8 protein-coding genes are annotated in these 17,792 nt (G+C 39.9%); 4 read left to right on the top strand and 4 right to left on the bottom strand.

Features of this window, described 5'->3' with window-relative positions; genetic code table 11:
- Positions 1-15: 15 nt before the first annotated feature.
- A complete protein-coding gene (locus K9M53_RS11790) occupies positions 16-453 on the bottom strand; it encodes a DUF4258 domain-containing protein (protein WP_224015099.1) in 438 nt (145 codons plus the stop codon).
- Between the two features lie 66 nt (positions 454-519).
- Between K9M53_RS11790 and mtaB the strand changes: the two genes are divergently transcribed.
- Both mtaB and K9M53_RS11800 read left to right on the top strand, forming a co-directional pair.
- The gene (gene mtaB / locus K9M53_RS11795; RefSeq protein WP_224015102.1) at positions 520-1,770 is read left to right on the top strand and encodes a tRNA (N(6)-L-threonylcarbamoyladenosine(37)-C(2))-methylthiotransferase MtaB; all 1,251 of its coding nucleotides are present in this window, start codon (positions 520-522) and stop codon (positions 1,768-1,770) included.
- Positions 1,771-1,947: 177 nt separating this feature from the next.
- Positions 1,948-2,154 (top strand): hypothetical protein, encoded by a 207-nt coding sequence (locus K9M53_RS11800; RefSeq protein ID WP_224015104.1) that lies wholly within the window; start codon positions 1,948-1,950, stop codon positions 2,152-2,154.
- Positions 2,155-2,284: 130 nt separating this feature from the next.
- Here K9M53_RS11800 and K9M53_RS11805 read toward each other — a convergent pair whose 3' ends face one another.
- The 3 genes from K9M53_RS11805 to tatC form a co-directional block, all read right to left on the bottom strand.
- Complete coding sequence (locus tag K9M53_RS11805) at positions 2,285-3,076, bottom strand: ferritin-like domain-containing protein (protein ID WP_224015106.1); 792 nt, start codon at positions 3,074-3,076, stop codon at positions 2,285-2,287.
- Between the two features lie 12 nt (positions 3,077-3,088).
- Positions 3,089-3,808 (bottom strand): ferritin-like domain-containing protein, encoded by a 720-nt coding sequence (locus K9M53_RS11810; protein ID WP_224015108.1) that lies wholly within the window; start codon positions 3,806-3,808, stop codon positions 3,089-3,091.
- 108 nt (positions 3,809-3,916) lie between these two features.
- Complete coding sequence (gene tatC, locus K9M53_RS11815; protein WP_224015110.1) at positions 3,917-4,789, bottom strand: twin-arginine translocase subunit TatC; 873 nt, start codon at positions 4,787-4,789, stop codon at positions 3,917-3,919.
- Between the two features lie 91 nt (positions 4,790-4,880).
- Between tatC and K9M53_RS11820 the strand changes: the two genes are divergently transcribed.
- Both K9M53_RS11820 and K9M53_RS11825 read left to right on the top strand, forming a co-directional pair.
- Positions 4,881-5,150, top strand: coding sequence for a Sec-independent protein translocase subunit TatA/TatB (locus K9M53_RS11820; protein WP_224015112.1), 270 nt, complete (start codon positions 4,881-4,883; stop codon positions 5,148-5,150).
- Positions 5,151-5,552: 402 nt separating this feature from the next.
- Positions 5,553-17,687: a hypothetical protein gene (locus K9M53_RS11825; RefSeq protein WP_224015114.1), complete on the top strand. Its 12,135-nt coding sequence runs from the start codon at positions 5,553-5,555 to the stop codon at positions 17,685-17,687.
- Positions 17,688-17,792: the final 105 nt, after the last annotated feature.

Raw genomic sequence — 17,792 nt, forward strand, 5'->3', positions numbered from 1 at the left:
ATATTTGGGTAATTACTATTTGCAATCGCAGTCCCAATCTGTATCCAGGTCAATACAGGTAACTACTTCCACTACATCGTTTTCTTTTGGAGCAAATACAATGCGCAAGTGATGCCCCTCGGCAACGCCTTCCAATGGATATGTTTTACCTCTGTCGTCTTCTTCAATTTTCTTTTCATTTACTTTCCCGTTCTTTAATATCGCTTTTACTTCCGCTTCATCTATATGGCGACAATCCATTCTGCACTTAGCATGTTTGCTGTAAATGATCTTTGATGCAGAACGATTAAAGTCATCATCGTTATCCACCGATATAATACTATCCGCATGAATAACATTGATCGTTTGAACATCGGTATTGCGAACATAATGTCCACGCTGGTGCGACTTTATAAACCATATTGCGCACGCTGCAATGAACAGGATGATTAAGGGAAGATATTTTTTTAGCATACTGCGAAAATAACACCTTATATCGTCTACCTTATGCCTTTCATCATTTTTGTATCTTTGCGCCTCATGAGCAAAACCGTAGCATTACATACATTAGGCTGTAAGCTTAATTTTTCCGAGACATCTACCTTAGGTAGGTTATTGGAGAATGATGGTTTTGTAAAAACCGACTTTGATAATGTGGCAGATGTATATGTAATAAATACCTGCTCTGTTACCGAGAATGCAGATAAAGAATGCCGACAGCTGGTGCGCCGCATACAACGCAAAGCACCGGAAGCGATGGTAGTAATTACCGGCTGCTATGCTCAATTAAAACCAAAAGAGATCGCAGAAATTCCGGGAGTTGACCTGGTATTAGGCGCTGCAGAAAAATTCAACATCACGCAACATCTTAAAGAAATTACCAAAGGTGATAGCGCAAAAATTTGCAGCTGCGATATTGAAGATGTAAATACTTTCACTGCTTCTTATTCTATCAGTGACAGAACAAGAACTTTTTTAAAAGTGCAGGATGGCTGCGATTATAATTGTGCTTTCTGCACCATACCAATGGCAAGAGGCAAAAGCAGAAGCGATAGTATTGAAAGTGTATTAGCGAACGTAAAAAAATTGGCAGCAGATAATGTTAAAGAGATTGTTTTAACAGGAGTGAACCTCGGAGACTTCAGAACGATCGAAAAAGAAAATTTCTTTTCACTTGTACAAGAGTTGGATAAAGTGGAAGGCATTGAGCGTTTCCGCATCTCATCCATTGAACCTAATTTATTAAGCAGCGAGATCATTGAATTTGTGAGCAACAGTAAAAAGTTCATGCCGCATTTTCATATTCCATTGCAAAGCGGCAGCAATAAAATATTAGGATTGATGCGCCGCCGCTATAAAAGAGAATTATACGCAGAAAGAGTTGGCTTAATAAAAACATTGATGCCGCATTGCTGCATAGGCGTTGACGTTATTGTTGGCTTTCCCGGTGAGACGGAAGAAGACTTTAAAGAAACGTTCGACTTTTTACATAGTCTTGATATTTCCTACTTACATGTATTCACGTATTCTGAAAGAGCGAATACAGTTGCATTAGATATTAAGCCGGTTGTACCAATGAATGTTCGTAATGAACGGAATAAAACATTGCGCAATCTTAGCTATCAAAAAATGCAATACTTTACGCAACAACATATTGGCGAAACAAGAAAAGTATTGTTTGAAGAAAATAATAAGAACGGCATGATGGAAGGCTACTCCGACAACTACATTAAAATTACAGCGTCGTATAAACAGGATTGGGTAAACGAGATCGTTGAGTGGAAAATATGATCTTCTCTTCTTCCAAAACGGGTAAACTACACAAACAGCACAAATAACGGGTTAAAATAACAACAATTAATTGTTATAAGTCAAAATAACAATAGCTTAAGGTTTCTAAAAGAGAAAAAGCGTAGTTTAGTTCATTGCTTCTTAAAACAACTAAGTTTTAATTTTAAACGCTATGGTATGAGATTTAATATTTCACAAATAGATATTGGAGACCTTATCTCTTGCTTAGACAAATTCCCGAGCAGAAATTATTCAACTTACCAGGTTACCAATAAACTTGACAAAACTATTTTAATAGTTGAAAAAATTGGAGATGCTGAGAGCGAAAAAAGAATGATCGATATAAAGGATATCGTGGAAGTAGTTCAAAAACATACATCATAGGCATCCCTATTCTACCTCTCTTTTTTTTATTCATAATCAGTTAATTTATACAAGACCCCAAAACGCTATCTTATATAAATAAGAAAAGGCTGACACACTATTGTGCCAACCTTTATCTAGCTAATGAACACTATTTAATAAATGGACCTGCAATTGCCAACACTTCATCTTTGGTCAAAGGCTCATCAAACGCCTCCGTAATACTGGTTGCAGAAGAAGTAGTCAATGTTTTTACATCTACTCCGCCTTGCATTGTATTATCTTCACCCGCATAAATAGCAGCAGGTAACCCATTGGCTTCTGCATTCGATATCCATCCTTTTAAGCCTCTCAGTCTTCTAATTTCAGAAGCATGTCTTGCTTCTACGGAATGTATATCCAATGCCGCTGTTAATACAGCGCCACTTCCCAACAGGTTTGCCGCCTGACCTTTGTAGGCTCTAACCCCTGTATCTTCAAATGCATTGGATAGTGCCAAAAAAGTTTGATAATTGGTGAACACATCTCCAAAAGTTCCTCCGGCTGTAAAATCAAATGTTGGTTTTGCAACAGGTGTACCGTTTAAAGATGTAATGGTAGATTGCAATAAAGCAACATGTGCCGTTTCGTGTTTACTTATTTGTTGAATAAGCGTTCGGTCACTACCGGGAATAAGGTTGGATGTACCCAAGCCTGTGGTATAAAACTCTGCTTCCAGGTATTCTAATGTAAGTGCAAAGTTCAACACATCTGTTACTACATCAGTAATGCCTGTTGGCGCTGCTTTTGCCTTATTGGTCTTTAGTTCAAAAAATAATAATGGAATGGCACTGATGGCTGCTTTGATTCCAAAATCCAATCCTTTTGATAAGGCATCACGACGTGATAGTCCTTCATCAGTTATTTCGTTATGAATTTCTTCAAATAGTTTTATCGCTTTCATACATTTAATTTTTTAAGGAAGTTTAGTAGCTGAAATTTTTGTTGTAAGAAAAGTATTGGCAGTAGCAACAATGCTGGGGTTGCCTGCATTCGGTGTCCTGGAAAAATCCAAGCCTGTTGAAGCTGCCACTACATCATCACCTGCAAAGTCTGCCGATTTTGGATTCAACAGATCCCTGATAGCTGCTGCATGTCTTGCTTCTACCGAAACGATCTTACCGGCCAGCGTTAAATAAGCTGCAGAAGCAATGTATTGTCCCGCGCCGTTATAGGCAGATACACCGGTATCTTCCAAAGCTTTAGCGGTACCTAATACACTTGCCCTGTTGTTAAAATTCACAGAAGAAAAATCAACTGTTAATGCAGGAATAGCATTGGCACCCAAAGCTGCCTTAAAAAAATCACGGTGTGCTACTTCATGCCCCATGATGTCTGATAAAATTTGTTTTTCTTCATTGGTAATACCGGAATAAAAAGAAGCATTCACTTTTACATAAAAAGCAGCTTCCAATTGTTCCAATGCGTAAGCAAAGTTTAAAATGCCGATATCACCGCTGCCAACATCAATGGCATTTGCCGGTGTGTTGTTATCGTCTTTGCTGCAAGCTTCCAATCCTATTACCAATGCAGTTGCAGTAAAGGCTGAATACTTGAGAAAGTTTTTTCTATTTAAAGAGGTAGAAAGTGTTTCATTAATAATACCCACTTCATCTCTGTTCCGATTTTCTTTCATTGTTATATTTTTTAGTTTTTGAAAAATGATTTTTTTAGCGGGTACACCAATTGACTTCGTTAGACCGAATCAATTCAATCGTTATAGGTTTTAAAGAAGGGAAATATTTTATACTTCTGCCGACCGTTTTCTTTCAACACGGGAAGCCAATAGAATACTTATTCCATATAAAATAAAAAGTGGAATAGAAACAATTAACTGACTTATCCAATCGGGTGAAGGCGTAATAATAGCAGCAACTGCAATAATGATCACAATAGCAAACTTTGAATACGATCTTAATAATTTACCGTTAATGATACCGATCCTGGTGAGAACAACAGTTAGTACCGGCAATTCAAATGCAAGTCCACACCCTAATATTAAATTGGTAAGCGTACCTACATAATCGTTTATGGATGGACGATAGAATACCATGCCAGTCTTACCCAAACTATAGTTGGATAAAAAATTAAATGTAAACGGTGCTAATAAATAATATCCGAAAAGCCCACCCAGAAAGAAACACAGCGATATCCAAAAAATAGCAGCCGTTCCCATTTTTTTCTGTTTGAGAGAAAGAGCCGGCTTAATAAAGCGCCACAGTTCCCAGCAGATATAAGGGAATGCGCAAATTATTCCCCCCATCACGGCTATATTTAATGCTGAACTGAATGTACCATTAACTGTATTCACCTGCAGATCAATATTCATAGAAGGCATGCACAATGTATTACCTAAATGCAATGCCTGTCCTAAGTTGCATAAGGCACCATACGTATAAAAATCATATCGTGCAGGTGCCAATATTAAATGATCATATACCCAATCGATATAAATGAATATTATAGTGCTTGCCGTTAAACAAGCGATAATAGAACGGATAATATGCCAGCGAAAAGCTTCGATATGCTCCCAGAAATTCATCGTATCAGCAGCAGGTGTTTGCTTGCGAAAGCTGCTGAAGAATGATTTTCTATGTGATGTTTCCGTTGCTAACATACCTGAGTTACGGTTTAATTGTTTTATTGGTTTTAAATCCAACAGGTTTATTTTATCGTAACTCAATTATTATTCATTAAAAAAACATTTTATGATAGTTTCAAATTTTTTATTGATCCCTCTTTCCATATTTGCACCGGAACATTTAATAATGATCGCGTTTGTAGTATTATTATTATTTGGAGGAAAAAAGATCCCTGAATTAATGAGAGGACTTGGAAAAGGTGTAAAAGAGTTCAATGATGCAAAGACCAATGTAACAGAGCAGATACAAAAAAGCATTGATACCGATGAATCGGCTAAAGATAAAGAGCTGGAAGAATTAAGGAATAAAGTGCAGCTATTGCAACAAACAAAATGATCGGGAAAAGAATGAAATAATGTAGTCTTCTTTAAAGAAGAACAACTTAGTATAATAGTCGGCATGGCTATTATTTGATAATCTTATTTTATTATAATTTCACTACAATAAGGAGAAGCTCTTATTTTACTTCATACGGACTCGAATAGAGGCAAATCTACTCTTGCTTCATTCAAACAACTTAATTATTAGTAAAATCTTGCGCTAAAATTTATTTTCTATTTTATAAATTGAATTACTTCAATTTATAAATCTCTAATCCTAAACCCACTAATGTTGGGATATAACACATTGATTTACTGTTAAAATTGATATATATCAATAAATCTCATAATAGTTAGCTTTAACAGCAATATAAAACTTGAAAGCCCCGTTAGGGTGCTATCCAATTTTCCTAAAAACATGAAATTCCAAAATCCCTATGCCAAAGGCAATGCTATTGCTTTTTGCATATTGTTCATTAACCTTACTGCTATTGCTCAAATCAACGGAACAAAAACAATTCCGGGCGATTACGCAACTATTTCAGCTGCTGTTACAGCATTAAATACTTCCGGCGTTGGTTCAGGTGGTGTTACTTTCAACATCGCAGCTAACTATACGGAAACTATTTCTGCCACCATTTCACTAACGGCAACGGGTACTTCCGCTAATCCAATCGTATTTCAAAAAGACCCTGTTGCCAATGGAGCAAATCCTTTACTGACTTCTTATACAGGTGGTGTCGGAACTCCTGCTACCGCAGTGCAGGATGGCATTTGGCGATTGGTTGGTTCAGATTATGTAACCATCAATGGAATTGATCTGAAAGAAAATAGTGCCAATACCGGCAACCCGGCTACGATGGAATATGGTTATGCTTTGTACAAAGCAAGCACTACTAACGGTTGCCAATATGTTACTATTAAAAATTGTACGATCTCTTTAAGCAACATTAACAACGCAACAGGCACAGCACCAATGACAGATGGCTCTGCAGGCATAATTGTAATGAACGCTTTACCAGCTGCAGCCATCACTGCATTAAGCCCTTCCACTGTTGATGGCACTAACTCTTATAACAAATTTTACAAGAACACCATTCAAAATTGTAATACGGGAATTTCTCTGATTGGATATGCAGCATCCTCTCCTTTTACATTGGCTGATGATTTTAATGATGTAGGCGGCAATTCAATTGCAACAGGCAATACCATTGTTAATTATGGAGGTGCAGCAGGCGCTACTAATCCTGCTGTAGCTATTCGCACTTCAGCACAATACGATCTGAATGTTTCCTACAATTCAATCAACAATAATAACGGTGCCGGAACAAATCATCCAAATACATTACGCGGCATTTACATTAATACCGCTAAGAGCGCTAATGTAACAGTAACGAATAATACTATTACTGTAAATGGAGGAGGTACTACGCAAAATATTATCGGCATTGATAACGCCTCCGGGTCAACCGCAGCAGGCAATACAGTTACCATAGCCAATAACACGATCTCCAATTCCACTTATACAACTGCTACCACCGGTGGCTTTTATGGTATTAACAATAGTGGTACACCATCAGTATTGAATGTTACTAATAATATTATTTCCAATAACACAAACAGTGCAGTAACAACAGGTTTTTTATATGGGATATATAATTCCGGTGCCGCAGCAACAGTATTTATAAGTAACAATACAGTCACTGGGAACGCTACTACAGCATTAACCACAGGGGTATTTTCAGGTATTTATAATAGCGGTTCGTGTACAAGACTTATGGTAGACAGCAACACTATTGCAGGAAGCACTACTACAAGCTTATCCGGGCCTTATTATGCGATCTATAATACCGGCACCGTAACCACAGCTATTAATATCAACAATAATAATATCGGAACAAATACGTCTAATGCCATTACCTATAATGCAGCCAGTTCGGGCAGTTTGATAGGTATATATGTTACCAAAGGAGGAACTACCGCTGCATTATCTATTAGCAATAATAATTTCCAGGGAATTAATTACGCGGTAGCAGGCACAGGATCTAACACTTATATTTCCAACAGTGCTGCTACACTTTCGCAGGCAATTAACAACAATACGTTTACTAATCTGAATGTGAATACTACAGGAAGCATCACATTCCTGTCAAATGGTGTAATTGTTTCAAGCGCAGGAACACAAAATGTAAATAACAATTCCATTACAGGAACATTCACCAAAGCTGCTGCAGGGGGAACGGTAACATTGTTTACCAGCACAGCAAGCTCTTTAGCAGGCGCTGTCATCAACAATAACAATAATAATTTCTCTAACATAACTGTTACAGGAGGCACCACAATAGCAGGCTGGGTAAATACCGATGCAGGTGCGTCAACAAAGACAATTCAGAATAATACATTTTATAATTGGTCGGGAGGAACAGGTAGTGTTACAGGCATGTCAGCAAATATAACGGGAACGGGTAACTCCATAACAGGAAATACGATCAGCAATATTACCAGCTCGGGAGCTATTACAGGATTATCTACCAGTACAGGAAACAATAATGTCTACTCGAATAGTATTGACTCACTAACAACAAACGGCGCTTCGGTGGTAACAGGTATCGCCATACCCGGCGGCACTAACAACAAAGTGTTCAAAAATAAAATATACGATCTGCAGGCATCGATCACCGGTGGAACAGTTAACGGCATTTTGATTTCAGGTACTTCAATTGTTGCAGCCACTGTTTATAATAACCAGATCGCAAACCTTCGCACTCCCGCTTCCAGTGCAGCTGACCCAATAAGAGGTATTAGCATAACAGCAGCTTCTGCTAATTCAACTATTAATGTTTATTACAACACGATCTATCTTAATGCAAGCTCTACCGGAACAAATTTTGGAACAACAGGCATTTATCATGCTGCCAGTGCTACCGCTACAACTGCTGCATTAAATCTTAGAAATAACATTATCTGTAATACCTCCACTCCTAACGGAACAGGCCTGATCGTTGCTTTAAGAAGATCTTCTTCCTTATTGACCAATTACGCTTCTGCTTCCAATAATAATTTATTGTACGCTGGTTCTGCAGGGAGTACAAGATTGATCTTTTATGATGGTACCAATGCTGATCAAACATTGGCATCGTACAAAACAAGAGTAGCAACAAGAGACGCACAAACAGTTACAGAAGATATATCATCAAAGTTCTTAAGCACTAATGGAGCTTCTTCCAATTTCCTTCATCTTGATGCATCTAAAGCCACATTAGCAGAAAGCGGTGGCAGCAGCATTACGAATTATACGGATGATGCAGATGGACAAACCCGTTATGGCAATACCGGTTATGCCGGTTCGGGAACTGCTACCGATATAGGTGCGGATGAATTTGACGGAACAAAATCTGCTGCAATGTCGGGCACCTATTATGTAGGTACAGGACAAACCTTTACTTCTTTAACTAAAGTCGGCGGCTTGTTTGCATCAATTAACAGCTTAGGCTTATCGGGTGATGTTACGGTATATATTACTTCCGATCTTTCAGAAGACGGAGCCAATACATTATACAAATGGAATGAAACAGGTGCCGGTAATTACGCATTAACCATTCAGCCGGACGCTTCATCATTAAGAACAATATCAGGAGATGTAGTGAACGGGTTGATACGTTTTAATAATGCCGGCAATATCACAATTGATGGAAGCAACGGCACAGCCAACAACTATCTTACTTTCAGAAACACCAATGCTGCCGGAACAACCGGAACTGCCTTTACATTTATCAATGGCGCTTCAGGCAATACTATTACCAATTGTAATATCGAAGCGTATGCCAATGCAACAAACGGTACAATTCTTTTCAGCACATCAACGGTTGCAGGCGGTAACAGCGATAATACCATCAGCAATTGCAACATCAATGCTACTGTTAACAGTAACACTGGAAATGTTTGTATCTATTCAGCAGGTACTGTCGGCAATGAAAACAACTCCAACACTATTTCCAATAATACTATTTATAATTACAGAGACAGAGCTGTGGACATTACTTCTGCAGGTTCCACTGCATGGACCATTTCGGGCAACAGCATTTACAATGGAACTGTTACCGGAAGCATCAGCTATGCGGCTTCTACAACATTGCATGGCATAAGAATATTGGGAGGATCAGGATATACCATTTCAAATAATTATATAGGAGGAAGCGCTGCAATGGCAACAGGATCAAACGCAGTGTATTCATCCACGTTAGGAATAATGTCATACCAGGGAATTCTGTTGACCTCTAACAGTGCGAATGCGGCATCCTATATCAAAGGAAATAAAATCGCAGGCATATCAGTTTCTGCTGTACCCACCTCTACTACTGCTGCCAACGTTTTTATCGGTATAGAAACAAATGGTTCAGGTATTACTATCGGCGGAGCTAATAGCGGAGAAGGCAATACAATCGGATCCAATACCAACAATTCCTCTATAACAGTAACTACTTCTACCACTACTGCTACAAAAAAATCATTGATCATTGGTATTAACTGTTTAAGTACAGGTGGTGCTGTTACCGGCAACCAGGTAAGCAGTATTGACATTACCAATATTGGCACAGCACCTGCGCCATCTACCTTTACGGGTATTCTTGTAAACAATGCAACACCTCCATCACAGGTAACTAATAATATTATTGGAAGCACAGGAAGCGGAGCGATCACTAATAACATTCGTGTATTATCCACTTCAACTGCTACTACCACAGCTTTGATCGGTATATCAGCAGGTGCGCTAATAAACTCAACATTGCAGATAAGCGGAAACATTATTCAAAATATCAGTCATCAAAGCGCTACTGCTTCCGGAACTTTTACCGGTATTAATAATGCAGCTATTTCTCCTGCAGTAATTACAATAACAGGTAATACAATAACAGGCAACGCTAACAATGCTACCGCGGGCGTCTTCTATGGTATATACAGCAATGCTGCATCTTCATCCATTGCCATAACCAGTAATGTTATTTCAAATGACACAAGCACGGCAACCGGCGCAGGTGCACTATATGGTATTTATACAGCAAGCACTCCCTCCTCAATAGCTATCAATAGCAATACATTTTCAGGTAATATAACAGGCGCCCTGACAACCGGCTTGTTTGTAGGAATATATAATGCAGCAACGCCGGCAACACTTACCATTAACAACAATTCATTTTATGGAAATGCTACCACTGCAGTAAGCGGTGTACATTATTCCATTTACAATTCAGGAGCCGTTAGTTCAACTATAAATATCAACGGTAATATTATTGGAACGAGCACTTCCAATGCAATTACCTATAATGCAGCGAACTCAGGCTCACAGGTCTTTATATATAATGCGGGCGGCACTGCTGCTGCTGCACTGTCCATCAGTAGTAATACGTTCCAGGGCATCAATTATGCAACTGCAGGAACTGGAAATAACACCTATATTTTAAACAGTGCTGCAACCCTTTCGCAAGCAATCAATGGAAACACATTCACCAATCTTAATGTTAACACTTCGGGTAATATTACATTTATTTCAGACAATGTGATCGTTGCTGCTACCGGAACACAAAACGTAAACAACAATTCCATTTCAGGAACATTTACTAAAAAGGCAGGCGGCACGGTAACCTTATTTACAAGCACTGCTTCTTCCGTTGCAGGAGCCGTAATCAATAATAATACCAATAACTTTTCCAATATAACGGTTACGGGTGCAACTGCTATTGCAGGCTGGATAAATACAGATGCAGGTGCAGGAACAAAAACCATTCAAAACAATACATTCAGTACCTGGAGTGGAGGAACGAGCTCGGTTACAGCCCTTTCGGTAAACATAACGGCAACGGGTAACGCTGTAACCGGTAACGCTATTAATAATATTACCAGTGGTGCTGCTATTACAGGTATCGCTACTGCAGCCGGAAATGACAATATCTATTTAAATACGATCAATGCCCTTTCAACTACAGGAGCATCGGCTGTTTCGGCAATTGCCATTACTGCCGGTACAACAAAAAATATCTACAAAAATAAAATCTATGATATAGGCGGAACCAATGCTTCCAGTACCGTGAACGGCATATTGGTATCCGGCGGAACTACTGTAAACATCTATAATAACCTGCTTGGGAATCTGACTGCCGGTGCTGCCAATTCTACAACAGATGTTATCAGGGGAATTAGTGTAACATCCACTACTGCCACCTCTAATGTAAATGTTTACTACAATACAATTTATATAAATGCAACTTCAACCGGAACCAACTTCAGCTCTTCCGGTATTTATCATACCACCTCTGCAACTGCAACAACAGCTGCGCTTGACTTGCGTAATAACATCGTCATGAATACCTCTACTCCGAAAGGAACAGGTATTACAGCGGCATACCGCAGGTCGAGTGCAGCCTTAACCAACTTTGCTTCTACCGCTAACAATAATCTTTTCTATGCAGGAACTCCTGCCACTAATAAATTAATTTATTACGATGGCACTAACTCCGATCAAGCATTAACTGCTTATAAAACCAGAGTTTCTACAAGAGAATCATCTTCTGTAACAGAAGACCTAAGCTCCAAGTTTTTAAGCACTACAGGTTCCTCTTCAGTATTTCTGCATATTAACAACAGCCTATCCACACAAATAGAAAGTGGTGGTGCAAATGTTACAGGCTTTACGGATGATGTTGACGGACAGATCCGTGCAGGCAATACAGGATATGTAGGATCATCTTCATCACCGGATATTGGCGCTGATGAAATATTTGGTCTTGAGACCACTCCTCCTTCTATTTCTTATACTGCCTTAAGCAATACAACCTCTACTGTTAACAGGAGCATTACAGGAATAACCATAACAGATGGCAGCGGCGTTAATAACAATGCAGGTACAAAACCAAGAATATATTACAAACGATACAGCGATGCCAATACTTTTGTTGATAATACGGCAAGCACTAACGGATGGAAATATACAGAAGCTACCAACACTTCTTCTCCTTATACGTTTACTATAAATTATTCATTGCTATACGGAGGTTCATCTGCTACTGTTGGAGCTATTCAATATTTTGTAGTGGCGCAGGATATTGCCACTACGGCTAATGTTGGCATTAATTCCGGTACGTTCACGGTTACCCCGGCAAGTGTTGCGTTAACAGCTTCTGCATTCCCGATAACAGGCACCGTAAATAATTACAATATTCCTTTCTCAGGCACCTACAATATCGGCAATACAGAAGTTTTTAAATCGCTGACCAAAACAGATGGCTTATTTGCAGCCATCAATAGCGTAGGGCTGATAGGAAACACCACTATTACCATCACTTCTGATCTTTCAGAAGATGGAACGATCGCTTTAAATCAATGGGTTGAATCAGGAACAGGTAATTATACATTGACCGTACAACCGGATGCTGCCACAATGAGAACCGTTTCGGGAAGTGCAGCCACTGGATTGATAAGACTGGATGGCTCAGACAGGGTAACATTTGATGGAAGCAATGGCGGAAGCGGCAGTTATTTAAGCTTTAAAAATACCAATACATCCGGTACTACAGGAACAGCTTTTACTTTTATCAATGGCGCTACCAATAACACCATTAAGTATTGCGATGCAGAAGCCTATGCCGATGCGACGGACGGTGTCATTCTTTTTGGCACTACCGGTTCTGTTGGCAATAGCAATAATTTAATTGACAACTGTACTGTTAATGCAACCATAAACAGCAACACAGGCACTGTAGCAATTTACTCATCGGGAACTGCAGGAAACGAAAATTCATCCAACACGATCTCCAACAATACTATTTATAATTATAAGCAAAGAGCGATCGATATTGCCGCAACAGGTTCTACTGCATGGACGATCTCCAATAACAGCTTTTACAATGGAACGATAAGTGGAAGCATTAACTATGCAGCCAACACTGCATTGCAGGGTATCCGGATCGCCGGTGGCTCGGGTTATTCCATATTGAATAATTATATAGGAGGAAATTCAGCTTTAGCTTCGGGCACAAACGCTACCTATGCGTCAACGTTAGGAAGCATTTCTTATACCGGCATATCACTTACAACAAACAATGCTTCTCCTGCTTCATACATAAAAGGGAACATCATAAAGAAGATCTCTTTATCAACAATTCCAACTGCAGCGGGCACCGGCATCTTTACGGGTATTGAAACCTATGGTTCCGGAATTAATATTGGCGGTACGGCAGATGGCGATGGCAACAGGATCGGCTCTTTAACTCAAAACGGTTCCATTACGGTCGCTACTTCAACAACGGCTGCAACGAATACGTCCTTTATAAGAGGTATCAATTGCCAAAGCAATAACGGATCGATCGATGGCAACCAGGTTACCGGCGTTGATATCAGCAATACCGGCACCTCTCCTGCTGCATCGGCTTTCCAGGGAATTTATGTGAATGCAGCTGCTGCTCCTTCAGAAATAAACAACAATACCATCGGCAGCACTACCAAATTGAACAGCATCCGTGTTCTATCAACATCAACGGCTGCTGCAACTTCCTTAACAGGCATTGTATTAGGAAGTGCCGTTAGCTCTACTGTACAAGTTAACAGTAATGCTATTGAAAACATAAGCAACCTAAGCACTACTTCTTCCGGAAGCTTCACAGGAATTTATAACGGTGCTTCTTCAGGCGCTGCGGTAACGATCAGTAGCGATACTATTCAAAATATCAACAGCGTCAACAATTCAAATGTCGGCTCTACCATGTATGCAGGAATTGTTTCTGCCAGTACATCTGCCATTACCAATAATATAATCAACAGCATCACCTTGGCTTCAATAGGCAACAATGCACAATTGATAGGTATTGATGTAGCAGGTGCTTATACACATACTATTTCAGGCAATACCATTACTACATTATCTACTCCATCTACCAAAACGGTTTCATCGATCGAACTTTCATCACCGGCTACCGCAACCATTATTGGTATATTAAATGAAGCAACTGCGGCAAACCAGGTTATCTCTAATAATATTATTTCAGGATTGTATTCAACCACCATATCAGCTTTAAATACAAGTGTTGTAGGTATGGGTATTACTGCAACAGCATCCGGAACCATTTACAAGAACCGCCTCGCTAATCTTTCCAATACATCCACAGGAAGTGCACCGGGCATTTGCGGTATAACTGCGTTTGACGGTTCTTTCACTGCATATAATAACGTTATAAATCTTGCCAATACTTCTAATATTGACAATGCAACAAACAGCAATGGCGTTAAACTATATGGAGTAAACCATGCCACCTCCAACAATTGGAATTATTATCACAATACCATCCGTATCAGCGGTAACGCAACCGGAACGGCTCAACGCTCCGCTGCCTTTATTCGTTCTGTAGCGGGTACAGTTACGTTGCGAAACAATGTTCTTGTAAACAAAAGAAATGGTACCGGTAAACAATATGCCATCAGCAATATTACTTCACCGGCAGCTTCTTCGTGGAGTGCATCCGGTTCAAATTATAACGATCTATATAGCAATAATGCCGGCAACATTGCAGAATGGGGAAGCGGAGTGAATAACAGCTTTGCACAATGGCAAACCAATTCAGGCGGCGACGCCAATTCCGTAAATCGTAATGTAAGTTTTGTTAGCGCTACCTATGACCTGCAACCGGACAGCACTACGAACTGTTCGCTAAGCAATACCGGTATCGCTATAACAAATCCTGTTATTAATACAGATATCAACGACAACAGTCGCAATACAACCAACCCCGACCTTGGAGCGTATGAATTTAATTATACCGGGTTTTCGGTTACTGCGGATAACAGCTCTCCTGTTTGTTCGGGAAGTACGATAAGCTTTACCGTTGATGCAGATGATGCTGAAAATCCAACTTATCAATGGACAAATCCTTCTCATGCTGTAATTGCCACTACCCAAAACCCGGGCATTGCAATTTCTACAGCAGGAAGCTATACCATCAAAGTAACCGATATATTCGGTTGCTCAGATTCTGCGAGCACTGTTGTATCGTTGAATGCAACACCTACAGCTACAATAAGCGGCACCGCTTCTATTTGTAACGGAAGTAATGCTACCATCACATTAACCGTAACAGGCACAGGCACTATTGACGGAACATTAAACAATGGAGATGCTTTTAGCGGAACTGCCCCTACCATCACTGTTGTAGAATCGCCTTCTGCCAATACCACATATACCATCGCCACCATGAGTGACAGCACCTGTACTTCCAAAACAAGCGATCTAAAAGACAGCGCTGTAATCACTGTAAACACAGGCATCTGGACAGGCGCTGTTAGCACAGACTGGAACGATGCTTCCAACTGGTGTGGAGGAATGCCTACTGCAACAACAGACGCAACAATATCTTCAGGATTATTGAATTACCCCGTTGTAAGCAGCGTAGACAGCGTTCGCAACATCACTATTGCCTCCAACGCCTCATTATCTATAATTGCTGCAGGCAGCTTTGCAATAACCGGGCAGATCAATGACCAGGGAACATTGTCCAACAATGGCAGCATCATTTTAAAAGGAACGGCTGTTCAACGTTTCCCGGATAGCAATGCTACTGTATCCGCGATGAACAACCTTATCATCAACAATCCCGCAGGCGTAACTATCAATAAATCCTTTACACTAACGGGAACGCTTACCTCAACAGCAGGAACACTTGACCTGGCTGATAAAAACATTACGTTACAATCTGATTCTTCCAATACCGCCAGGGTGGCACCGGTAAGCGGCGCATTTGCATACAGCGGCGGCGGAAAATTCATTGTACAACGTTACCTTCCTGCACACAGAGCCTGGAGATTATTAACAGCTCCCGTAACCGCCTCTACCACGATATTCAATTCATGGCAAAACGGAGGAGTTTATACACCGGGGAAAGGAACATTAATTACAGGTGCATCGCCGGGTGTAGCTAACGGATTGGATGCAAGCCCCAGTAACAGCGTTTCTTTAAAAGCATTTAATCTCGCATCGCAATCATTGACAACAGTTACAAATACCAAAACAAGTATTTCACCGGGTAACACCGGCAATGCGGACAACGCCGGTTATTTTATATTTATTCGTGGCGACCGTGATCCTGCAACAACCAATAATCCAAATTTTGGGCACACACCTGTTAACAGCACTGTGCTTAGTGCAGCCGGTCGTTTGCAAACGGGCAATCAAACATTTACAGCTTCGGCTACCGCCGGCGGTTTTACTTTAATTGGTAATCCGTATGCATCACCGATAGATTTCAATAATGTTTCTTTAACCAATGTTGCAAAACGTTTTTATGTATGGGATCCTACATTGAACCTGGTAGGGGCTTATGTTTTACTGGATGATATTGATGAAGACGGTGTATTCAACTCTTCTGTATTAGGCAGCCACCAGGGAAAAGAGATACAATCCGGTCAGGCATTTTTTGTACAGACGCTGTCTGCTGGCAATGCTTCTGTACTAATCAATGAAAACAGCAAATCAACCATCAACAATAAATTAGTATTCAGACCTGCATCTGTAACACAATCTATTCATATCGTATTGAATTTATTGAATGATGACAGCTCAATAATTTTAGCAGATGGAACAATGGCACAGTTCAGCACTAAATTTACAAACACCATCACTGTAGCAGACGCTGTAAAACTGGCGAATGTAAATGAAAGCATAAGCTTTGTAGAGCAAGGAAAAAAGCTGGCAATTGAAAGAAGAGCGCCTGCTGTTGCCAATGATACGCTATTGCTTAACCTGGCAAATACTACCAAAAGAAATTACCAGCTTTCTGTTTCCAGTGATAATTTTACTGCTTCCGATTTTTCAGCTTATTTATTGGATAATTATACCGGCACTAAAACACCGCTTTCCTATACAGGGCCTGTTACCATTAATTTCAGTATCGATTCCAATTCAAGTTCCCAGGCTGCTAACCGGTTCCAGATCATATTCAATGGCGACAATGCTTTACCCGTTACATTCACCAGCGTTAAAGCCGGTAAGCAACAAAATAAAGCAGCGGTTCAATGGAATGTGGAAAATCAAACCAATATCAAAGAATACATAGTTGAAAGATCGGCTGATGGAAAAAATTTCAGCCAGGCTGCCATAGTAAATGCAAATACGAACAGTTCAACCACCAGCTACAATTGGACAGACGATGCTTCCATAACAGGCGACAGCTATTATAGAATAATAAGTGTGGACCTTGATGGCACTACACAAAACAGCCAGGTAGTAAAAGTAAATTTTGCAGCGGCAGTTACGGCTACTATTTCTGTTGCGCATAATCCTGTGATCAATGGTTCCATTGAATTACTGTTTAGCAATAGTACAGCCGGGCAGTATACACTTAATGTATACACACCGATCGGTCAGCTCATACAAACCAATGCGCTCAATTGTACAGCAACCAATACAAAGCTGGATGTTCCTTTAAGCAAACAGCTGTCTGCAGGAGTTTATTACCTGGAAGTAATGGATGCTAAAGGCGCATATGGAAAAATAGCTTTGGAGATCAGGTAACCGTGAGTAGCATGGAAGAAGGACCTGCATGGCATTTTATTAAACTTTGTTTATTATATTTTTTAACTTTATAAATACTGATACCTATTTTGTTTCATTTTTAAT

It is taken from the genome of Ferruginibacter albus (assembly GCF_020042285.1).
GTDB lineage: Bacteria > Bacteroidota > Bacteroidia > Chitinophagales > Chitinophagaceae > Ferruginibacter > Ferruginibacter albus.